Annotated in this window: 16 protein-coding genes; 7 read left to right on the top strand and 9 right to left on the bottom strand. The window is 60.2% G+C overall.

Features of this window, described 5'->3' with window-relative positions:
* Positions 1-21: 21 nt before the first annotated feature.
* Together ACKFRX_RS07725 and ACKFRX_RS07720 are read left to right on the top strand one after the other, a co-directional pair.
* Positions 22-1,302 (top strand): solute carrier family 23 protein, encoded by a 1,281-nt coding sequence (locus ACKFRX_RS07725; protein ID WP_200435540.1) that lies wholly within the window; start codon positions 22-24, stop codon positions 1,300-1,302.
* A 131-nt stretch (positions 1,303-1,433) separates the two neighbouring features.
* Complete coding sequence (locus ACKFRX_RS07720) at positions 1,434-2,423, top strand: HNH endonuclease signature motif containing protein (RefSeq protein ID WP_150851073.1); 990 nt, start codon at positions 1,434-1,436, stop codon at positions 2,421-2,423.
* Between the two features lie 68 nt (positions 2,424-2,491).
* On the opposite strand, the gene ACKFRX_RS07715 is transcribed toward ACKFRX_RS07720, so the two are convergent.
* The 3 genes from ACKFRX_RS07715 to ACKFRX_RS07705 are packed head-to-tail and all read right to left on the bottom strand — an operon-like array spanning position 2,492 to position 5,927.
* Entirely contained in the window at positions 2,492-2,761 is a 270-nt protein-coding gene (locus tag ACKFRX_RS07715; protein ID WP_005325102.1) for an HPr family phosphocarrier protein, read from the bottom strand.
* A gap of 54 nt (positions 2,762-2,815) precedes the next feature.
* Positions 2,816-4,948 carry a fructose-specific PTS transporter subunit EIIC gene (locus ACKFRX_RS07710; protein WP_408927621.1) on the bottom strand — a complete coding sequence of 711 codons (2,133 nt, stop codon included), beginning with the start codon at positions 4,946-4,948 and terminating at the stop codon, positions 2,816-2,818.
* Positions 4,949-4,961: 13 nt separating this feature from the next.
* Positions 4,962-5,927 carry a 1-phosphofructokinase family hexose kinase gene (locus tag ACKFRX_RS07705; RefSeq protein ID WP_408927620.1) on the bottom strand — a complete coding sequence of 322 codons (966 nt, stop codon included), beginning with the start codon at positions 5,925-5,927 and terminating at the stop codon, positions 4,962-4,964.
* 198 nt (positions 5,928-6,125) lie between these two features.
* On the opposite strand from ACKFRX_RS07705, the gene ptsP reads away from it, so the two are divergent.
* On the top strand, positions 6,126-7,814 hold the full coding sequence (gene ptsP / locus ACKFRX_RS07700; protein WP_408927619.1) for a phosphoenolpyruvate--protein phosphotransferase: 1,689 nt from the start codon (positions 6,126-6,128) through the stop codon (positions 7,812-7,814).
* A 21-nt stretch (positions 7,815-7,835) separates the two neighbouring features.
* Here ptsP and ACKFRX_RS07695 read toward each other — a convergent pair whose 3' ends face one another.
* The gene (locus ACKFRX_RS07695; protein ID WP_250408393.1) at positions 7,836-8,618 is read right to left on the bottom strand and encodes a DeoR/GlpR family DNA-binding transcription regulator; all 783 of its coding nucleotides are present in this window, start codon (positions 8,616-8,618) and stop codon (positions 7,836-7,838) included.
* Positions 8,619-8,978: 360 nt separating this feature from the next.
* Complete coding sequence (gene lexA, locus ACKFRX_RS07690; protein ID WP_408927618.1) at positions 8,979-9,683, bottom strand: transcriptional repressor LexA; 705 nt, start codon at positions 9,681-9,683, stop codon at positions 8,979-8,981.
* 726 nt (positions 9,684-10,409) lie between these two features.
* On the opposite strand from lexA, the gene nrdR reads away from it, so the two are divergent.
* Positions 10,410-10,868 carry a transcriptional regulator NrdR gene (gene nrdR / locus ACKFRX_RS07685; RefSeq protein ID WP_005328590.1) on the top strand — a complete coding sequence of 153 codons (459 nt, stop codon included), beginning with the start codon at positions 10,410-10,412 and terminating at the stop codon, positions 10,866-10,868.
* On the opposite strand, the gene hrpA is transcribed toward nrdR, so the two are convergent.
* On the bottom strand, positions 10,865-14,752 hold the full coding sequence (gene hrpA / locus ACKFRX_RS07680; RefSeq protein ID WP_408927617.1) for an ATP-dependent RNA helicase HrpA: 3,888 nt from the start codon (positions 14,750-14,752) through the stop codon (positions 10,865-10,867). The genes nrdR and hrpA overlap by 4 nt on opposite strands.
* A gap of 106 nt (positions 14,753-14,858) precedes the next feature.
* Here hrpA and ACKFRX_RS07675 point away from each other — a divergent pair, with 106 nt between their 5' ends.
* On the top strand, positions 14,859-15,767 hold the full coding sequence (locus ACKFRX_RS07675; RefSeq protein WP_408927616.1) for a hypothetical protein: 909 nt from the start codon (positions 14,859-14,861) through the stop codon (positions 15,765-15,767).
* Between the two features lie 89 nt (positions 15,768-15,856).
* On the opposite strand, the gene ACKFRX_RS07670 is transcribed toward ACKFRX_RS07675, so the two are convergent.
* Entirely contained in the window at positions 15,857-16,801 is a 945-nt protein-coding gene (locus ACKFRX_RS07670; RefSeq protein WP_250410084.1) for a hydrogen peroxide-inducible genes activator, read from the bottom strand.
* Positions 16,802-16,961: 160 nt separating this feature from the next.
* Between ACKFRX_RS07670 and ACKFRX_RS07665 the strand changes: the two genes are divergently transcribed.
* Together ACKFRX_RS07665 and ACKFRX_RS07660 are read left to right on the top strand one after the other, a co-directional pair.
* Complete coding sequence (locus ACKFRX_RS07665) at positions 16,962-17,555, top strand: peroxiredoxin (RefSeq protein ID WP_259886915.1); 594 nt, start codon at positions 16,962-16,964, stop codon at positions 17,553-17,555.
* 97 nt (positions 17,556-17,652) lie between these two features.
* The gene (locus ACKFRX_RS07660) at positions 17,653-18,177 is read left to right on the top strand and encodes a carboxymuconolactone decarboxylase family protein (protein ID WP_204608707.1); all 525 of its coding nucleotides are present in this window, start codon (positions 17,653-17,655) and stop codon (positions 18,175-18,177) included.
* 87 nt (positions 18,178-18,264) lie between these two features.
* On the opposite strand, the gene ACKFRX_RS07655 is transcribed toward ACKFRX_RS07660, so the two are convergent.
* Both ACKFRX_RS07655 and ACKFRX_RS07650 read right to left on the bottom strand, forming a co-directional pair.
* Positions 18,265-20,808 carry a DEAD/DEAH box helicase gene (locus ACKFRX_RS07655; protein WP_408927615.1) on the bottom strand — a complete coding sequence of 848 codons (2,544 nt, stop codon included), beginning with the start codon at positions 20,806-20,808 and terminating at the stop codon, positions 18,265-18,267.
* 34 nt (positions 20,809-20,842) lie between these two features.
* Complete coding sequence (locus tag ACKFRX_RS07650; RefSeq protein ID WP_150850344.1) at positions 20,843-21,907, bottom strand: PAC2 family protein; 1,065 nt, start codon at positions 21,905-21,907, stop codon at positions 20,843-20,845.
* Positions 21,908-22,108 lie beyond the last annotated feature (201 nt).

The following is a 22,108-nucleotide window of genomic DNA, read 5'->3' as shown; positions in this document are numbered from 1 at the left end:
GGTGATCCATAATTAAGGCTCGTGAGCTTAAAAGGTTGGACCGTCCACGGAGACGGTAAAAGGATTGCACCGGGCGCGGTCGTGGCGCCGGAAGAACGACTCAGCTGGGGCCGAACCATCGGCATCGGAATGCAGCATGTGGTGGCCATGTTCGGCGCTACGCTTTTGGTTCCCACCTTGACCGGATTCCCCGTCAATACGACGCTGCTCTTTTCCGGCCTCGGCACAATTTTGTTCCTGCTTATCACGCGCAACCGGCTGCCGTCCTACCTCGGCTCCTCGTTCGCATTCATTGCACCTCTTTCGGCGTCGCAGCAGTACGGCATCGCCGCGCAAGCAGGCTCTATTTTGGTCACCGGCCTCGTCTTGGCCGCGGTGGGTGTGGCAGTCAAAATCGCCGGCCGCCGCGTCCTAGACGCCGTCATGCCGCCGGCCGTCACTGGTGCAATCGTGGCCCTCATCGGCCTGAACCTGGCGCCGAATGCGGCCGAGAACTTCGCCTCCCAGCCGCTCGTGGCCGCGGTGACACTGCTCGTTATCTTGCTGGCCACCGTCGCCGGCCGCGGTATGGTCTCGCGCCTGTCCATCCTGCTCGGCGTGGTCGTCGGCTGGGTTTTCGCTGCGCTGACCGGCAACCTCGGCGATGACGCCGTCGCGGCCATCGATGCCGCCCCGTGGGTGGGCCTGCCGGAATTCCACGCGCCTTCCTTCAACGTCTCCGCCATTGCCGTGGCACTTCCTGTACTGGTAGTTCTCATCGCGGAAAACGTCGGCCACGTCAAGGCCGTATCCGAGATGACAAAGCGCGATCTCGATGACCTGGCCGGTGACGCTCTGATTGCCGATGGCCTCGCGTCCACCCTTGCCGGCGGCTTTGGCGGCTCCGGTACCACGACCTACGCCGAAAATATCGGCGTGATGGCCGCAACCCGTGTATATTCCACCGCCGCCTACTGGGTAGCAGCCTTTACCGCCATCCTTTTGGCCTTCGTGCCGAAGTTTGGTGCGCTGATTTTCACCATCCCGACCGGCGTCCTGGGCGGTGCCTGCATCGTGCTGTATGGACTCATCGGCATGCTGGGTGTGCGCATCTGGATGGATAATAAGGTTAATTTCAATAACCCGGTCAACCTGACTGCGGCCGCAGTGGCGCTTATCGCGGGCATCGGCAACCTGACCCTCACCGTGGGCGGGGTCTCCCTCGAGGGCATTGCGTGGGGCTCGGTTGGCATCATCGTGGCCTTTCCGATTATGAAAAAGCTCTACGATTCCGTCGGCGAGGGACACGGCGCCAAGTACTAATTTTCAACCTGTGGATGACTGCCCGTCGCGCGCCCGCGGCGGGCAGTTTTGTTGACGGGCCAACGCGGGTTATCCACAGCGAGCCGATATGCGCCTCGCGTAGGCGTGCGGGGGCTATTTTACTTAGCGGCATGACCGCATTGGACGCATACTTAAACGCAGTGAACGCCGGCATGGACATTGTCGCCGCCGTTCAAGGGCTGAGCGATCGCGAGCTCATCGCGCGGGGCGCCTCCGACATCGCCGCGCGCGACCTGCTGCGTCTATGCGATACCTATTTCGGCCGGTGCGGCTTTGCTGCCAAACAGCGAGCGGCGCGGCAGACTAGGCATTCCCTCGACGTGCTACTGCTGATTGAAAAGTATGCCTTGCGCTTGCCGACGCAGCGCGATGCCTGGACCCTACGCACCGAACTGTGTGCCTTTCGCGGCAGCGCCACCGCCCTGGAAAAGCGTGCCCGCGCCTTGGTACGCGAACTGCGACCGCGCCGTACGCCCGAAAAGGGAGTACGAATTACTCGCCGCTCCGGCGGCCCATGGTCACTGACCATTACCGGGGATTCGGCCGATGTGGCGGATATGCACGCTGCCTTAGACGCCAATAAGCCCCTGGAATCTGCCAAAGACCTCTTCTTTGGCAAGGCGGATGCGACGCGGGCGACGGTGACGACGCAGGTGGTTCTCACCCTTGATGAACTCGACCGAATAGTCGACGGCGGCGGCGAGGAAATCACCCTCCAACTCACCAATGGCGCTCGAATCACCGGAGCGGAGCTTGTCGCGCGGACACTGAGCGATCACGGCTATGTCACGCTCGTCCATCCCCACGAGGGGCCGGTCAACCTCTACCGGACCTCGCGCGTGGCCAACGACAAGCAGCGGCTCATGGCGGCTGCGGTCAACCCGGTATGCCCGTGGGAGAGCTGCAATTATCCCGCCGACAAGTGTCAGATTCACCACCTCAAAGCCTGGAAGCATGGCGGCGAGACCAACGCTGCGAACCTCGCGACCTGCTGTCCCTATCACAATGGCGTCAATGACGATGACCCCAACGCCCCGCCGCGCCGTGGCCGGCTAGCCCGGGTGCGCGGGCAGGTGACGTGGGTGCCACCGTGGGGATAGGTGGCGTCGGCAAGCGAAAAGCTCCCCACCGCAAGGGTGGGGAGCCTAAAGTGGAGCCGTTTTAGGACTTAGGAAGCGTCCAGGTCCTTCTCGATGAGAGCAGCAATCTTTTCCACTGCTTCTTCGTTTTCGGAGGTAACGGTAACTTCATCGCCCTGTTCTGCGCCAAGAGCCATGATCATCAGGGAAGAGGCAGCATCGGTCTCGTCCTCATCATCGTCGCCGACCAGGTTGAGGAAGATATCCTCATCGAACTCGCCGGCAGCGTCCGCGATAATAGATGCAGGACGTGCGTGCAGGCCTACAGAGGAGCCAACCTTTACAGTCTTGGAAGCCATGGAAAATATCCTTTCTTACGGGGATTTTTAGAATCCAGTGTACGAGTGTTTGGTTTATGCTGCCACGTTCTGGGCGGCTTCTTCGGCGGCCTTGTTAGGCCAGAACTGCTTCATCGCCAGCACCGCCGCAGTCGAGACAACCACGCCGGCCGCAATGGCCACGAGGTAGCCCCAGAACGGGTCGATGGCGAAGAAGACGAACACGCCGCCGTGCGGGGCACGGGAGCCGACCGACAAGGCCATCGAAATCGCGCCCGTCACCGCGCCGCCGGCCATCATCGAAGGAATGACGCGGAACGGATCGGCCGCTGCAAACGGGATGGCGCCCTCCGAGACGAAGGACAGACCCAGCAGCCAGGCGGACTTGCCGTTCTCCTGCTCGGCCGGGGTAAACAGCGACTTGCGGATAAACGTAGCCAGCGACAGCGCAATTGGTGCGACCATGCCGGACGCCATGACGGCGGCCATGATCTGCATGGAGGACTCGTCACCGGTGGACAGCCCGGCCGTCGCGAAGAGGTAGGCCGCCTTATTGACTGGGCCGCCCAAGTCGAAGCACATCATCAGGCCGAGAATGATTCCCAGCAATACAGCCGAGGAGCCGGACATGGACGACAGCCAATTTTGGAGGCCCTCCATGATGGCTGCCAACGGTGCTCCCAGCAGCAGGTACATTGCGAGGCCGACGATTAGCGAGGTAAGCAGCGGGATAATAACAACCGGCATGAGGGAGCCTAGCCAGCGCGGTACCTTCCAGTTGCCAATCCACATCGCGATGAAGCCTGCCAGCAGACCGGTAACCAGACCACCGATGAAGCCAGCGCCCAAGGTGACCGCGATCGCGCCGCCCGCGAAGCCCGGGGCGATGCCCGGACGGCCGGCGAGCGCGTAGGCGATATAGCCCGACAGCGCGGCTACAATAAAGCCCATAGCCGCTTGGCCGACGGCGAAGAGAACAGCGCCGAGATAGAGCAAGAACCCGGAGCGCTCGAAGTGCATGAGTTCGCCGTCAACAGTCACGTCATGGCCGGGGAGATTGCCCAACGAATAGTCCGTCGATAGTGCCTGCCACCCATTTGCCATATCGGCACCACCGAAAAGGAAGCCGAGGGCGAGCAGCAGGCCGCCGGCCGCAACGAACGGGACCATATAGGACACGCCGGTCATAATGGCCTGTTGGATGCGCTTGCCCCAACCGAGCGACTGACCTTCTTCTTCCGCGTCGGCGCGGGTAGCGGTGCCAGAGACCTTGTGGGCGTGCGGGTTGCAAGCAGCAGCGATGGCCTCGTCGAGCATGGTGCCGGGCTCATTGATGGCGCGTTTGACGCCGGATTCGATTACCGGCTTGCCGGCGAAGCGTTCGCGGTCGCGCACGCCGACGTCCGTGGCGAAGATGACTGCATCGGCCGCGTCGATTGTGGATTGGGAGACAGACTCATTATTAGACGAGCCCTGCGTCTCAACGGTCAGAGATACGTCATCGCGCTCGGCCGCGGTTTGGGTGAGGGCGTCGGCCGCCATGTAGGTGTGGGCGATGCCGGTGGGGCAGGCGGTGATGGCCACGATGCGGGTGACATCGGCCGAAGATTCTGCGTCGGTAGGGGATGCGGCCGAGGGCGCCGCGGCGGAGGAGCCGGCGGCACCGGCGGCGGCAGTGCCGGCAGCAGTTGCGGCAGTGCCGGCAGCAGCGCCCTGGGCGGCCGGTTCCTCGGCCGGCTTCTTCTTCGGCTTTTCGGCGTTGACTACGTCCAGCACAAGCCGGACGATTTCTTCCTTGGTGGGCGCGTTGCGCAGGGACTCGAGGAAGTCCTTGCGCACTAGAGCGCGGGCCAACTTGGACAAAATCTTCAAGTGGGCTTTGCCGCCGCCGGCCGGGGCCGCGATGAGGAAGACCAGCTGGGCGTCGCCGTCGGGGCCGGAGAAATCCACGCCGCGGCTCAGGCGGGCGAACGCGAGGGTGGGTTCGGTCACGGCCTCGGAGCGGCAGTGTGGAATGGCGACGCCGCCGGGGACGCCGGTACCGGCCTTGGCTTCGCGGTCGATGGCGGGCTGTGCCAAACCGGCGATGTCGGTGGCTCGGCCGGTGTCATGGACTAGCGTGGCCAGGTTAGTGATGACGGAGTCAACGCTGTCGCCGAAGTCAGCGTCGAGCGCGACTAGGTCGGTAGTGATGAGGTCGGAAGCCATGATTAGGCACTCCTTAGGCTAGCGAGTTTACGAGGGTATGTGCGATATCGAGTTCTTCTGGGCGAGGGAATTGGGTGCCTTGTTTGGATGCAGCCGCAGTTCCGTAGGCCACCGACTGCGCGAGACTATCGGCCGGCGACTTACCGGTGGTGCGGCCGAGGAGGTATCCGGCGAGCGCGGCGTCACCGGCGCCTACGGTGGATTTCACCGTTGCTGGCGGGGGAGTTGCAGCCCAAGCGCCATCCGCGGTAACCAGCACCGCCCCGGCACCGCCAAGGGTGACGAGTACTTCTGCGATGCCCTGCTTGACGACGTCCCGGGCCGCTCGAACAACCCCCGAGTACTCGCCGCGTGCGGCCTGGTCTTCCAGTTCGCGGCCGTCGGTTCCGGTGAGCTGGCCGAGCTCTAGGCCGTTCGGCTTAATGAGATCCGGCGCAGCAGAATTGAGGCTTTCCCCAATGGCCTGCATTGGAGCATCTGACGTATCGACGGCAATGCGAGCCTGTGGTGCGGCCGCGCGGACCGCGGAGATGAGGTCGCAATACCAATCGGTGTTAACGCCACGCGGCAGGGAGCCGGCTAGGACCACCCAGTCGGAGGCAAGGGCGCGGGCGGTGAGCTCGGAGGTAATGGCTTGGGAATCGGCGTCGGAAAGCGCAGGGCCTGGACCGTTGACCTTGGTGGTAGTGCCATCAGGCTCTGTGATGGTGGTATTGACGCGAACCGTGCCGTCCATGGGGATTGCAGAGGAAGGCAGCCCGGCCGAGTGGATGAGATTTAGGAAAGAATCGGAGTCGTGGGCCGGGAAAAGAGCCAAGGATTGCTCGCCGGCCAAGTGCACGGCATGGGTGACGTTTACACCCTTGCCGCCAGCAACCTGTGTGACCTCGCTGGCACGGTGGACATCACCGGAGGTCAATGGCTCGCTGAGCACAAGGGTGGCGTCGATACTGGGATTGGGGGTCAGCGTGAGAATCAAGTTGTCCCTTTCGCAGGTTGTATATTGGGGGCCGAACGCCGTTGGAGAGAACCTCGCGGGCATGGCCCGCCCTTAATGTTGATTCTTGTCCGATTGTGTCCGAAAGTCAACAGAATTTCTGTGGTATACATTGCTTTTCTATCCGATTTGTGGTGTTCTGGAAGTTAATAAACCGCTATCTTCGAAGGAAGTACGCTCATGGAAAACGCGTCTGAGTCCACGATCAAAGGAACCGGTGTCGTTGCCGGAGTCGCCTACGCCGAAGCCGTGTGGGTCCGTCCTCGCCCGGCCCTGCCTACCGAGGGAAGCATTGACCCAGAGCAAGCGAGTGATTCTGAATACGACCGCTTCCTTGCGGCCGTAGATACTGTCGCTGGCCGTTTGGAGCAGCGAGCTGCTGCCGCAGAAGGCCAGGCTGCGGAAGTTCTGACCGCAACGGCCGGCATGGTCAAGGACCGTGGTTGGCATAAGGCGGTGCGCAAGAATATCCGCACCGGCCAGGATGCGGAATTCGCCACTGTCGGTGCCACCGATAAGTTTGTCACCATGTTCGAGGCCGCCGGCGGCGTGATGGCTGAGCGCACCACTGACTTGAAGGACGTGCGCGACCGCGTTATCGCAGAGCTGCGCGGCGAGGACGAGCCGGGCCTGCCGCTCGTAGACGGCGAGGCCGTGCTGTTCGCGGACGATTTGGCCCCGGCCGATACCGCGACGCTGGATACCAAGCACATTAAGGCCCTTGTCACAGAGCTTGGTGGACCTACCAGCCATACGGCCATCATCGCCCGTCAGCTCGATATTCCGTGCATCGTTGCTGTGGGCACCGCGCTGAGCGATATTGAAAGCGGCACGCTGGTATTCGTCGATGGCGCAGTGGGCGCCGTCACCCTTGGGGCCGACGAAGAGGCTTCCAGAAAGGCCGTGGCCGAGTACCGCGAGCGTGCGGCACGCGTTGCCCAGTGGCGCGGCCCGGCGGAAACCAAGGACGGCCACCGCGTGCAGCTGCTTGCCAACGTCGCTGATGGCAACGCCGCCCGCATTGCTTCGGATTCTCAGGCAGAAGGCATTGGTCTGTACCGCACGGAGCTGTCGTTTCTCTCGGCCAGTGAAGAGCCCAGCGTTGACGAGCAGGCAAAGATTTACGGCAAGGTCTTTAAAGCCTTCCCTGAATCCAAGGTTGTCGTGCGGACGTTGGATGCTGGCTCCGATAAGCCCATTTCCTATGCCACGCTAAGCTCCGAAGAAAACCCAGCATTGGGCGTTCGCGGCCTGCGAATTGCACGCGATAATGAGGCTTTGCTCACCCGCCAGCTGGATGCGATTGCCCAGGCGGCTGCGGCTCGCGATGACAAAGCCTCTACTTGGGTGATGGCTCCTATGGTTGCCACCTCTACCGAGGCCCAGTGGTTTGCTAGCCTGTGCCGCGAGCGCGGCCTGACTGCCGGCGCCATGATTGAGGTTCCGGCCGCAGCGCTTATGGCGGATAAGATTATGCCGCACCTTGATTTCGTGTCCATCGGCACCAATGACCTGACTCAGTACACGATGGCTGCGGACCGCTTGTCCCCACAGCTGGCCTACCTGACTGACCCGTGGCAGCCGGCTGTGCTGCGGCTCATTCAGCACACCTGCATCGTGGGCCAGGCCAATAACGTTGCGGTAGGCGTGTGCGGTGAGGCGGCAGCCGACCCGATGTTGGCCTGCGTGCTTACCGGCTTGGGCGTAAATTCGCTATCCGCAGCGTCGACCGCAGTTGCGGGCGTCGGCGCGCAGCTGGCAGAGGTTACCTTAGAACAGTGCCAGCAGCTTGCCGAGGTGGCACTGGATGCGGAAAGCCCTGACGCTGCCCGTACCGCAGTGGTAGAACGCATGGAGTCCTTCGCCTAAAGGAGGCGAAGGATCGGGGGATTACTCGCTGGCGAGCACGACCTCAATTTCGCGCTCGCGCAGCGCCTCCACGAAGGAATCGGGGGCAGCGGCGTCAGTGATGACGACGTCGATATCGGCGGCAGAGGCGAAACTTACCAAGTAATCATTGCCCAGCTTGCTGGAGTCACACATGACCACTACTTTGTGGGCATTGGTGACAAAGGCGGATTTGATGGCTGCCTCTTGGGAGTCGGCCGTCGACAAGCCATGGTCCAGGGTAAGGGCATTGGTGCCGATAAAGGCGACGTCGGCACGCATCATCGCCAGGGTGCGCAGTGCGGTATCGCCAACGACGGCCTGGGTAATCGCGCGGACCGTACCGCCAAGTAGCTGGACGTCTGGCACACCGTTGCTTGCTAGCGACAGAGCAATAGGCAAGCTATTGGAGACAATATTGAACTGCGCTTGCGGGTATTGCTGTCCAATGAGCTCCGCGAACGCGTTAATGGTGGTGCCTGCGTCCAAGAAAATGCTGCCGCCGCCGTGGGGGAGAAAGTCGAGGGCCGCGCGGGCGATGGCTGCTTTTGCACCGGAGGCGGACCGCTGGCGAGTATCCAAGGTAAGCTCCGCGGTTTGGAAGGTTTGGGAGGCTACCGCGCCGCCGTGCACGCGGTGGACGACGCCCTCACGGTCAAGCACCGCAAGGTCGCGGCGGATGGTCTCGGCCGTAACTTCGAAGCGTTCCGAGAGCTCAGTGACGTTGACGCGGCCTTCAACGGCGGTGAGGGAAGCAATTTGGCGACGCCGCTCTTCTGCGTACATGATTCCTCCTTGAATCTAGAGACATCGCGTCATGTAGTGGGGGTAAAAGTTGCCACTTTATGCGGAAGTGAAAATCCGGCGATGTTGTTTTGCTTAGTCCATTGTCTCAAAAATCGGGAATAAACGGACTGAAGCAAAAATTTGCACAGCTGCATCCGATATCTAGCACCCTGAAATGCCTGGTTATCAGGAAAAGTGGGAAAGTGGGATTTTCGTCTCTTTTGGTGTCCGGGTCCGAAATAAAGCCAAAATGGGGGTGGCTGGGACGCAGGCCGCGTCAAAGAGGCGTGCACATAGATAGACCCCGCAAGGGCCAATCGAGGACCTCGCGGGGCTATAGAATCTGTGTTAGGCAGGTGACTAAAGCTTACGGAATACCGATACAACCTTGCCCATGATCTCCGCATCATCGCCGTTGATGGGAGCGTAGGCATCATTGTGGGGGAGCAGCCATACGCCAGAGGAATCGCGGTGGAATTCCTTAACGGTAGCTTCAGCACCATCGAGCAGCGCTGCAACGAACTCGCCTTCTTCTGCAACTGACTGGGAGCGAATGATTACCCAGTCGCCATCAAGAATGCCGGCATCCTGCATTGAGTCGCCGACCACTTGCAGCATATAAAGGTCGCCGCCACCGACTACCTCATCGGGCATCGGAAAGTAAGCGTCTACGTTTTCTTCCGCGGTAATGGGCGCACCCGCTGCGATTCGGCCAACCACAGGAATGTAGGAAACAGCACCTGCCTCTGCGGGAACCTGCTGCTCGGGCTTAGCTGGTTTGCGGCCAGGCTTTTTGGCGCCATCATCCGTATTAAGGTGGCGAACATCTACGGCACGCGGCTTATTAGGGTCTCGGCGCAAAAACCCTTTCTCTTCCAATTGTTTTAGCTGATAGGCAACCGATGACGTGGACTGCAGCCCCGCTGCGTCACCAATTTCGCGAATGCTTGGTGGGTAACCACGCAACATAACGGCGTCACTAATGACATTGAGGATGCGTCGCTGGCGGTCAGATAGGGAGGCGTAGTCGGTCTTCTCGGCGGTCTTCTTTGGCTTGCGGCCCATTGCTGGCTCCTAGGGGATTGGGTGGATCTATCGGTGGTCTATTAGCTGGCGGCGTTGAAAAAGGCCTCACGTCATTTGTAGCACGAAAAGTACAGATGTTCGAGATTTGGACGTCGGGGTGGACAAGCATTCGAAGCGATGCTATAAATCGAACGTACCAACTAAATCGAACATTGTGGCGACTGGTTGCCAGTGCGTGTCGTTCGGGGCGCCTACGGTGTGTTCAGTCGTCGAAAGGAAATTCATGTCTCTGCTGATCAATTCTCGCAATAACCTGGTAACTCGCAACGCTGCCGAACCTGTAGTGGTGCCTTCTGCGTCCGTGTGGGATGTGGAGCGTGGCTACGGTTCTGCGGCCCGCGGTACTACAAACTCTCGGTATGTTCGAACTCTACGTGTGGAAGATCGCACGACCTATCGTTCGAACCGTGCGTCGGTCGGAGGCTCTGGGAACAGATCGAATAGGGTCCGAAACAGTGTGGGTGAGTCGAACACAGGTAACTACGCATTGGGCGCAGTGTTTGGTGTCGCGGTCTTTGTGGGCACATTGCTAGGGGGACTAGCGGGTGCTGAAGGAGATAGTGCCCCTCAACCCCCGGCTTCTGGCGTGCAGCAAGTTGAGGCTGCAGTAGCGCACTAGGGGATACAGCGGGGTGAAGCCCGGTGGCCGCACGGAATTGAAGATGAGTAAACTACTGGCGTACCAACGTCAGTGAAAGGACCACTGTGTATTGCCCCTTTTGTCATAATGAGCAATCCCGCGTCATCGACTCGCGTGTGGTCGATGCTGGAGCGTCGATTCGTCGCCGGCGCGAGTGCGCTTCGTGCAAGGGGCGCTTTACCACGGTTGAAAAGGCCGTGCTGCTTGTCGTGAAGAGAAACGGTCTGGCCGAGCCCTTCAGTAGAGATAAATTGATCCGCGGTGTCCGGCGTGCCTGCCAGGGGCGAGACGTAAGCGACGATGCCCTGAAGAAGCTGGCGCAAGAAGTTGAGGAGACGGTGCGCAGTCATGGCTCCTCGCAGGTCAACGCGAACGAGATTGGTTTGGCCATCCTAGAGCCACTGCGTGACCTTGATGAAGTGGCTTATCTGCGCTTCGCCTCCGTGTATAAATCCTTTGAAAGCGCAGATGACTTTGAATCCGAGATTCGCCTGATGCGAAGGCGCGATCGCGAGGACTTTTAGCGCAGTTTGTCCACCGCCTTTTGGATACGGCGGAGTGAAACGGCGTGGGCTGTGCCAAGGCGTTGAGCGAAAAGAGAAACTCGAAGTTCTTCAATCATCCAGCGTACGTCCTTGACCTCGCGGGTCTTTTCGCGGCCGGCTGGGAGGCTGCGCAGGCGATTGGATAGGTAGGCCTTGGCGTTATCTACCTCGGCTTGGCGGTCTGCATCGCGGTCTGGGTCAAGGTTCATATCCTCTAGGCGAATGCGCATAGCTTGGATATATCGCGGGAGATGGCGCAGGTGGGACATGCCGTGGACAGTGATGGCATTTCGGGGAAGGAGGAAGTCCAATTGTGCGCGCATGTCATCGATTGCTGGACCATCCCAATGTGCGAGTTCGGATCGCAGGTTGGAGTATTCGGCGAGTCCGGGGGCAATAGCTACCACTGCCTGGCGTACGCGGCCTGGGACCTGGGGCTTGACGGTGTCCTTGAGCTTCTGGAACGCCGATGGGGTGCGGACGGGTCCGCCGGCTTCGAGCATCAGGTCGCGGATGGCGGCTACGCGGGCGTCGTTAACCAAGCCGTCGGCGCCGCCGTGCGGATAGGAATCGACGGCGACGCGCTGTTGCAATGGCAGGCCCTTGACCATTTGGGAGGCGTTGACGGATATCTCACGCATGAGGAGGGTGAGTGTGGTGGTGACCATGGCGGCATCTGCGGCGGCCTTGGTGGGATGGACCTTGAGTTCGACGCCGTCCTTGGTAGCGACTAGGGCGGGGTAGGCGGTGACTTCGTGGCCGTCGACGGTGGTCGTTACCGTGTCATCAATCGTGCCAAGGGTATCGTCGGTCCATTCGCTGACGGCGGTGGACTCGGAGGTGCGCGAGACGCGGGATACGGAGGACTTGATGTGTCCGGCCTGCCGTCGGACGAGCGCCGCGAGGTCGCGGTCCGAGTCGACGATTTTGCCGCGCTTATCGATGGCCCCGTAGTTCATCCGCAGGTGGGCGGGTAGCTTGCTGGCCTGGAAGTCGGTGGCGTTGATTCCTTGACCGCCGAGTTCGCGGAGGACGTCGGCAAGCTGCTGGGTGATGGGGCCTTCATAAGGGATGAGGCGGTCGATGGCGCGCTCGGCAAATTCGGGCGCGGGTACGACGGTGCGGCGCAGGGCCTTGGGCAGGCTGCGGATGAGCTCGGTGACGAGCTCGAGGCGCAGACCGGGAACGAGCCAATCGAAGCCTTCGGAATCCAAGCCGGCGAGCATAGGAATGGGAACCATTACGGTGACGCCGTCGAGAGGCTCGCCGGGCTCGAACTTATAGGTCAGTTCGTAATCGATAGAGCCCTTGCGCCAGTGGTCGGGGAAGGATTCCTCGGTGACATCATGGGAGTCATCGATGAGCTTAGCGGGATCGAAATCCAGCAGATCCGGGGTGCGGCGGCGCTCCTTTTTCCACCACGAGTCAAAGTGGCGGCCGGTGGTTACCTTTGCCGGAATGCGCTGGTCATAGAAATCGAAGAGCGTGTCTTCGTCCACAATGAGGCCGCGGCGGCGGGCCTTTTCTTCGTATGCGGCGGCGTCGTCAAGCGCTTGGGCGTTGGCCTTGAAAAAGGCGTGGTGGGTGTTCCAGTCGCCGGCGATAAGGGCGTTGCGGATGAACATATCGCGGGCAGCGGCGGGATCGACGCGGTGGTAGGGAACGGTGCGGTCGGCCACGATGGGCACGCCGTAGAGCGTGGATTTTTGGTGCGCGATGGCGGCGGCGCGCTTGCGAGACCAGGTGGGCTCGGAGTAGTTGTGCTTGAGCAGGTCCCCACCGAGGTTTTCCACCCAGGCGGGATCGATGGCGGCGACATCGCGCGCCCAGAGGCGGGAAGTTTCCACTAGCTCGGCAGCCATGAGGAATTCCGGCGGCTTTTTAGCCAGGGCAGAGCCGGGGAATACCAGGAAGCGGGTGTTGCGCGCGCCCTGGAACTCCTTGGAATTGCCGTCGCGGGCGCCGATATTGGATAGCAGGCCCGAAAGGAGTGACATGTGGATGTCATCGGAGCGGCGCTCGGTGCCTTCCTGGTAGGTCCAGCCCAGCTGCTTGGCGACGTCCTTGAGCTGGCGCACCAAGTCAAACCACTCCCGGATGCGCATGTAGTGGAGGAATTCCTGCTTCATGCGCTTGCGGAACTTATTGCCGGATTGCTCATTGCGGGTTTGCTTGATGTAATCCCACAGCTTGAGCATGGACAAGAAATCCGAGGTCTTGTCCTTGAAGCGGGCGTGGGCTTGGTCGGCCTGGGCTTGGAAGTCGAGGGGACGCTCGCGCACATCTTGGATGGTCATGGCGGCAACGATGACCATCACATCATCGAGGCATCCGTTGGTATTGGCCTCAATGAGCATGCGCGCCATGCGCGGATCCAGGGGGATGCGGGCAAGATCGCGGCCGATGGTGGTGAGCGAGGGCTTGTCCTGCTTGTCGTGGAGGGCGCCGAGCTCGTGGAGGAGTGTGAGACCATCGCGGATGGCCTTGTGCTCGGGTGGCTGGATGAAGGGGAATTGTTCGATATCACCGAGCTTGAGCGAAACCATTTGCAGGATGACACTCGCGAGGTTGGTGCGCAGGATTTCCGGGTCGGTGAACTCGGAGCGGCTTTCAAAATCCTGTTCGCTGTAGAGGCGGATGGCGATGCCGTCTGCAACGCGGCCGCAACGGCCGGAGCGCTGGTTGGCGGAGGCCTGCGAGATGGGCTCGATAGGCAACCGCTGGACCTTGGTGCGCGTGGAATACCGCGAGATACGGGCGGTGCCGGTATCGACGACATAGCGGATGCCGGGCACGGTAAGCGAGGTTTCGGCGATATTGGTGGCCAAGACGATGCGGCGGCCGCGGTGCTCGCTAAACACGCGGTGCTGCTCTTGGTTAGATAGGCGGCCAAAGAGGGGAGTGACCTCGACGTTTTTCCACTTCTTGCCTTCGATGGCTTCCATGGCATCGCGGATATCGCGCTCGCCAGGGAAGAAGCACAGGATATCGCCGTCGCCTTCGCGCATGAGCTCTTCGATGGCCTCGGTCAAGCCGTCGAGCGGGTCTTGGTCCACGACTTTTCCGCCGGCCTCGAACTCGAGCGGCCGGTAGCGGATTTCTACGGGGTAGGTGCGCCCGGAGACTTCGATGATGGGGGCGGGGTTGCCGTCGGCGTCGGCAAAGTGGGCGGCGAAGCTTTCTGGGTCGATGGTTGCGGAGGTGATGATCACCTTGAGGTCTGGGCGCTTGGGCAATAGGCGCTTTAAGTAGCCCAAGAGGAAGTCGATATTGAGCGAGCGTTCGTGGGCCTCGTCGATAATGATGGTGTCGTACTTATTGAGGAAACGATCGCGCTGCATCTCGGCGAGCAGGATGCCGTCGGTCATGAGCTTGACGGCCGTGGTCTCAGAGACGCGGTCATCGAAGCGGATGGCGTAACCAACGGACTCGCCGATTTTCTGGTCCAATTCCGAAGCAATGCGTTCAGCCACGGTGCGCGCTGCAATACGGCGCGGCTGGGTATGGCCGATGAATCCGCGCCGGCCGCGGCCCAGCTCGAGACAGATCTTTGGGATCTGGGTGGTCTTACCGGAACCGGTCTCACCAGCGATGATAACGACCTGGTTGTCCCGAATGGCCTCGGCGATATCGTCCTTGCGGGCGGTGACGGGGAGGGCGTCGGGGTAGGTGATGGTGGGAACGGCGGCGTCGGTAAGCGCGACGCGATCGGCCGCGGCATGGATTTCAGCGCCGATTTCTTGCAGCGCCTTAGGGGCGCGAGCCTTCTTGAGGCGGCGGCGGAAGGAGCGGGCCTCGGCCAAAGTGACATTTTCGAGTGCGGCGAAGAGCTCGTCGCGAGAAAGGGATTCGTTCTTAGTCATGACTAGGCAACGAGTTTACCCGTCCACCTGAAATGAGGAAAAAGTTGTTAAAGTGAAAATACTTATCCATTTTTCTATGTGCATTCCTGAAGGAGGAGCACCGCCTATGACGAACCCGTATTCGGGTGGAAATGACGATTTTCCTCGCTATGAGCCGACCAACCATCCTGAGGATCGGCCGGACTACGGCCAGCTTCCGTCTTATGGCGGCAGCCATGAAGAAAACACCCAGGGCTATGCGGGCTACCAAGCCGGCCAGCGCCCATATACCGGCAAGGTCTCTGCAGTAGACGCCGTTTCTTGGGCATTTAGGACCGTCTTTGGCAATTGGAAGCTATGGATCTTGGGATCCCTAGCGCTTTTTGCTCTAAGCATTGTTTTTGTTGTTGTCGCTGCTGGCATCAATGCTGTGGGCTACTCCGGCACGGGTCAGGAAACCGCGGGGTCTTTGGTCTCTCAGCTCATTTCGAGTGTCCTAAGCCTTGTACTGTCGCTGGTAGTTATGCGCCTGGCACTTTTCCAGATTGATGATTCTCGCACCGGGTGGGGCTACCTGTTTAAGAATGTGCGTTGGTGGCAGCCGCTGGTCATCATACTCGTCATCGGGGCGGTGGCGATGCTCATTACATTCTCTGTAGTGGGAGGAACTGTTATTGGGTTGCTGGGTGACGCCGAGAATATGACGGAGGACGAAGCAGTTGCGGCAGTATTAAGCGTCATGGGCATCATCGGCGTGATTTCGCTGATTAGCTTCTTTATCCAACCATTCTTCTCGCTGATGCAATGGTTCGCGGCCGACGGCGATAGCGTTGGTGAGGCCGTGAAGAAGGGCTTTCAGGCAGGTAAGAACAACTACGGCCAAATGTTGCTACTGGCAATTTTGAACTTCTTCATCATCATCGGCGGCTTCTTGCTTTTGGGTATCGGCCTCATCGTGGCGTATCCGGTTACTCTCTTGGCACAGGCGCATATGTTCCGCCAGTGCGCGGGCCGCAACACCTTCCCACAGGTCTAGCGCACCATAGTTAAAGGCCACCGCTCCAATTAGGGGCGGTGGCCTTTGGCGTGCTTGGCGACGCCCCCGTGTGGGGCCGCCGGGTGAGACTACTGCCGGGAGCGCTCAATCGCCTTGTTATAGGCGGAGGTGATGAGCGTGCCGAATTCGCGGAATTCCTCGGCGCGGGCGGCGGAGGAACGGAACACGAGGCCCACCTCGCGCTCGGCGGTGACATCGGAGGCAAAGTGGGCGATGGCGACGTCCTTGCCATGGCATTCGGTGGCCAGGGCGGATTCGGGGACGAGGGTGCAGCCCAGGCCGCCCATGACCAACTGCATGATGGTGGTCAGGGAAGAGGCGCGGGTGACGGAATTGGTGGCCTCGGCCGGGTTGATATTGGCATGGCGGCAGAGATCGACTACTTGGTCGCGCAAGCAGTGGCCGTCGTCAAGCAGCAGCAGATCCAGGTCCTTGAGTTCCGCAAGCTCGACATCCTCACGGCCGGCGATGGGGTGATCGGGCGGGCAGACAATGGAGAATTTCTCGGTGTACAGCGGGCTATCGACCATGCCGGTGGCCTCGGAAGGAAGGGCCATGATGGCTAGGTCCAGGTTGCCGTTGCGCAGGCGGGTGATGAGGTGTTGGGTTTGCTCTTCGACGAAGCGCGGCTGGAGATCCGGGTAGGCCTCGGCAAGCATGGAGAGCAGATCGGGGAGGATATAGGGGGCGATGGTGGGGATAACGCCGATGGTCAGTGGGCCGGCAAGGGTGCCGTTGGCGCCGCGAGCATGGGCGAGGAAGGTATCGGCGGCTTCAAGAGTGGCCTTGGCATAGGGGAGGAGGGTCTCACCGGCCGAGGTGACGATGACCTTGCGGGTAGAGCGCTCGATGAGCTGCAAACCCAAGCCCTGTTCGAGGGCAACGAGGCCCTGGGAGAGGGAGGGCTGGGAAATTTCGAGTTTGGCGGCCGCGGTACCAAAGTGCTTGTTTTCCGCAACGGTGACAAAGGTGCGCAGCTGAGCAAGTGTAGGGCGATACTCTTTATTATGCATGCCTATTACTCTAACACTTACCTATAGGATTTGCTATTGACGCGTGCTGAAAAGATGGTATAACTGATCGTGTTGGGCCGGACACGGTCCGGCCCCGCTGCTTGTACGCCAAGCGGCAGGAAACTTAGTGGAAAAGCCTTTGCTAAAGGAGTTGAAGACTATGCCTATTTTGACCGTCGGCGAGAAGTTCCCAGAGTTCAACCTCACCGCCCTGACCGGTGGCGACCTGCACGACGTCAACGCTAACCAGCCGGAGGACTACTTCGAGCAGGTATCCCTGGACAAGTACGAGGGCAAGTGGAAGGTCGTCTTCTTCTACCCGAAGGACTTCACCTTCGTCTGCCCGACCGAGATCGCTGCCTTTGGCAAGCTGGACGAGGAATTCCAGGACCGCGATACCCAGGTGCTGGGCGGCTCCACCGATAATGAGTTTGCTCACTTCAACTGGCGCGCAACCCACCCGGATCTGAAGGAAGTTCCTTTCCCGATGTTCTCTGACGTGCGCCACGACCTTATCCGTGCACTGGGTGTAGAAAACGCTGATGGTGTTGCTGACCGCGCTACCTTCATCATCGACCCGGATGGTGTTATCCAGTTCGTTTCCGTTACCCCGGATGCTGTCGGCCGTAACGTGGACGAGGTTCTGCGCGTGCTCGACGCCCTGCAGTCCGAAGAGGTCTGCGCTTGCAACTGGGAGAAGAACGACCCAACCAAGAACATCAACAAGATGGACGTCGTTCAGTCCGCACTCTAAATCTCACTGAGATGCAGGTTTACCCCGCTTTCGTGGCGGGGTTTCCTTTTGAATCCAGCGCAGCAAATTCCTATCAAAATATCAAAGGAGAAAAGTTATGTCTATTGATAATCTGAAGTCTTCCCTGCCGGAGTACGCCAAGGACCAGAAGCTCAACTTGGGCACCCTGACCCGTTCCAAGGACCTGGACGAGGAGCAGCTCTGGGGCTGCCTGCTGGCATCGGCCGCCGCAACCCGCAATGACACCGTGCTGTCTGAGATTGCGGAGGAAGCAAAGGAGCACCTGTCTGAGGAAGCTATCGAGGCAGCCTACGGCGCAGCTACCGTTATGGCGATGAACAATGTTGCCTACCGCGCCAAGGGCTGGTTGGGCGATGACTACGCACAGGTTAAGTTCGGCCTGCGCATGAACATCATCTCCAAGCCGGGCGTAGACAAGGCCAACTTCGAGCTGTGGAATACCGCAGTCTCCGCCATCAATGGCTGCGAGCACTGCCTGGGTGCCCACGCTCACGAGCTCAACGAGGCTGGCCTGAGCAAGGAGCAGGTCTGGGAGGCCGTCAAGGTTGCGGCCGTTGTCCAGGCTGTGGCTCAGGCAGTCCAGATCGAGGCCGCACGCTAAAATAGCCGGCCTATAGCCGCCCTCGCGCTTGCCGACGCCCCCCTTACCCGGGCGCGGCAGCCAGGGCGGCTTTGTCGTTTTCGCTGGCTAGTACTCTACGCGCAGGTCCGATAGGCGAACTTCGCCGGCTTCATCGGAGGCGTCTAGATCTACCGTAGCGACGAACTGGTAGGCGTGGTCGCCGGCGGGGTCCTTGATGATCTGGCGCACGGACCACGCACGCGAGTCAGTATCGCCTAGGCGGAAGAACTCTGGGCCGCGGGCCTCGGGGCCGGAATCGATGTCATCATACTCATCGAAATAGTCATCCAGGATAGCGCCGAAGTCCGGCACCTCGTCCAAGTAATCAAGCAGCTCCGCCAAGCGCTCTTCCTTTTCCAAAGCAAAGAGTTGTACCAAGCGGAACATGTAATTGCGCACCATGATGGTAAAGGCGCGGCGGTTGGCCGTGAGCGCGGTGGGGTCCTCCACGCCAAAGGCCAGCTCGCGATCCACCGTGTCTTGGTCGATGGGGGAGTCTTCGCCGGCCATTTGCGCCCATTCGTCGACAAGCGAGGAATCCACCTGGCGGATAAGCTCACCTAGCCAAATAACGATGTCTTCGAGTTCTCGCGTGTTGTACTCGTCCGGAATGGATTGCTTGAGGGTGCGCCAGGCGTCGGTCAGGTAGCGCAAAATCACGCCCTCGGAGCGGGCCAAGCCGTAGGTGGCGACCAGATCCGAGAAGGTCATGGCGTTCTCGAGCATGTCGCGCACCACGGACTTGGGTCGCAGCTCAAACTCCTTGACCCACGCATTGGTCTCAGCGAAAATATCGTAGGCCTGCTCCAATAGCTCCTCGAGCGGCTTCGGCCAAGTGATATCTTCCACGATATTCATGCGGTCGGTGTAGTCCACCCCGTCCGCCTTCAGCGCGGCGATCTCTTCGCCGCGGCGCTGCTTCTGCTGGGCAATGAGCACCTGGCGCGGGTCATCTAGGATGGCCTCAAAAACGGAAATAACGTCCAGGTTATAGGTCTCCGCTTCCGGATCCAGCAGCGAGAGCGCCGCCAGCGCGAATGGGCCCAGCGGCTGATTGAGCGCAAAGTCACGCGGCAGCTCTCGCACCAAATGGTAGGGGCGGCCGTAGATATCCAATCCCTTGGTGGACTTTTGCACCACGCCGGAATCCACTAGCCCGCGGAAGAGATCGAGCGCGGTGAGGATGTCCTTATTCTGTTTGCTGCGGTTATCGTGGTTATCCCGCAGCAGGTGGCGCATGTGCTCATAGCCATTGCCGTGGCGCGCCAAGACATTGAGCAGCATGGAATTAGAAACGCGGAACTGAGACGTCAGTTGCTCCGGTTCAGCCTCAGTAAGGCGCGCGAAGGTCTTCTCGGACCAGGACACCTCGCCTTCGCGGGCGGACTTTTTCTTGAGCTTCTTCAAGCGCTTGGGGTCATCGCCGATGCGGCGGCGTTCCTTAGCATTCTCAATCTCGTGCTCGGGGGCCTCGACCACCACGGTGCCCTCGGTGTCATAGCCGGCGCGGCCGGCGCGGCCGGCAATCTGGTGGAATTCGCGCGATTTGAGGATGCGCTGGCGCTGGCCGTCGAACTTGGCAAGCCCAGTCATCAGCACGGTGCGGATGGGCACGTTAATGCCCACACCCAGGGTATCGGTGCCGCAAATGACCTTAAGCAGGCCTTTTTGTGCCAGGCGCTCTACCAAACGGCGGTATTTGGGTAGCATGCCCGCGTGGTGGATGCCGATGCCTTTGCGCAGGAGCTTGGACAGATCCTTGCCAAAGGCAGTGGTGAAGCGGAAACCACCGATTTCCTGGGCAATGGCTTCCTTTTCGTCCTTAGTGATGATCCCCGAAAGTGAGGTGAGCGCCTGGGCGCGCTCGGCCGCTTCACGCTGCGAGAAGTGCACCACGTAAATCGGGGCCTTCTTATCGGCCAAGAGCTCCTCGATGGTCTCGTGTACCGCGCTAAAGACATAGGAAAAGTCCAGCGGGACGGGACGCGTGGTGCCGGCGACGAGGTTGGTGGCGCGGCCGGTGCGGCGAGTGAGATCTTCTTCTAGCCACTGAGTATCGCCCAAAGTGGCAGACATGAGCAGGAACTGCGCCTTGGACAATTCCAGCAACGGTACCTGCCAGGCCCAACCGCGATCCGGCTCGGAGTAGTAGTGGAACTCGTCCATTACTACCTGGTCGATATTGGCCTCGGCGCCATCGCGCAGCGCAATATTGGCCACAATCTCGGCGGTGGCGGCGATGATGGGGGCATTGCCATTAACGGTGGCGTCGCCAGTCATCATGCCCACATTTTCGGCGCCGAAGATATCGCACAGGGCAAAGAACTTCTCGCTCACAAGGGCCTTAATCGGCGCGGTATAGAAACTGCGCTGGCCACGAGCTAGGGCGATGAAGTGTGCAGCATTAGCCACCATGGACTTACCCGAGCCCGTAGGGGTAGCGAGGATAACATTATCGCCGGCCAAAATACCGAGCGAGGCTTCTTCTTGCGCTGGGTACAAATTGATACCCCGGCCGGTAGTCCACGAGGTAAAGGTATCCCAAATTGCCTCGTCTACGAGGGACTCGGGTACTTCCGTTAAATCTGGCAGCAGCTGAGATAAGTTCACGCCCACCACCTTAGCGGCGATGGGGGCGGGTTAGTTAGATATCGTCGCCTAAGTCGCCCTCGCCCGAAGCAGAATCAGGGCCGTCCTTGCCATCATCGGACTGCGGGCCTTCCTCCTCGGCGGAATCTTCGCGGTCATCGATCTCGGTATTGATGATCTGCTGGCTTTCTTCTTCATCCAAGGAAGCCAAGAATGCCTGGAACTCCTCGCTGATTTCCTCACCGGTAGGCATGGGCTCCTCGCCAGGCATGATCGCCTGCGGATGCTCCTTGCGGTAGCGCTCCATATAAGCGTCATACTGCTGCTCGAGTTGTTGGACTACGCCTTCGATCTCATCCGAGCCACCAACTTGCTCCTCCAGCTGGTTTTCCACGCGAGAAATATCGGCCTCAATGCTGCCCAAAGGAATATTGAGGCGCGCCGCCCGCGCCACCGAATCCAGCAACTGGAACGTGGCCTGCGGATAAGGCGAAGCTGCCAGATAATGCGGCACGTGGACGGTATATCCAGCCACCGTGCGGTGCTTATCCGCCAGAGCCTTTTCCAGATACAGTGCGGCGGAGCCCGGCACCATCATGGTGGAATCCATCGAGAGCATGTGCTCAGTCAAGCGGGAGGAGGTGCCATGGGCCGTAACCACCGTGGGGCGGGTATGCGGCACCGGCATCGGCGCGGCATAGAGCATGATGGTGTCTTCAATATTGAACTTTTCCACCAGCTTCACCACGGCGGTAGTAAATGCCTCCCAGCGCATGTCTGGTTCAGGGCCAGACAGCAGTAGGAAGGTCTTGCCGGAATTATCGCGCAGGACCTTAATACCAAGATCCATGGACTCGATTTCCAGCGCCCGATCCTTATCAATCGTGACAGCCGGGCGGCGGGAGCGGTAATCAATCAGCTCATCAGAGTTAAACGAGGCCAACTGGCGGCCTTCCAAGGCGGCCTTCAGGTGGTCAGCACTTGCCTCGATGGCTTGGCCAGCGTCAGCATAGCCGTGCATGGCAACAATCATGGTGGGGCCTTGTCCGTCACCGGAATCATCCCTAATCACCGGAGCTGGATATTCCAGCTCATACATGCGGCGATCTTCTTCGTGCATGTTGTGTTACCTCCTTGCTTTCTTACCTACCCCAACGCCGCGCGCGTGCTTACTATTCCCGCGCGCACTGCGAGGTTAAATAAACAATTGTGCCCCAAACCGCTGCGCATTGCCAGCGCAATTCCGGGCGGGGTGTGGAAAAGCCGCTTGCCGACGCCCCCTTCACCCCACCTATCCACAGATCCCCCTTACCTAGCACTA

Origin of the sequence: Corynebacterium tuberculostearicum (genome assembly GCF_046097465.1) — a bacterium.
GTDB lineage: Bacteria > Actinomycetota > Actinomycetes > Mycobacteriales > Mycobacteriaceae > Corynebacterium > Corynebacterium tuberculostearicum_I.
This window is presented reverse-complemented; position numbering and strand designations above follow the sequence as displayed.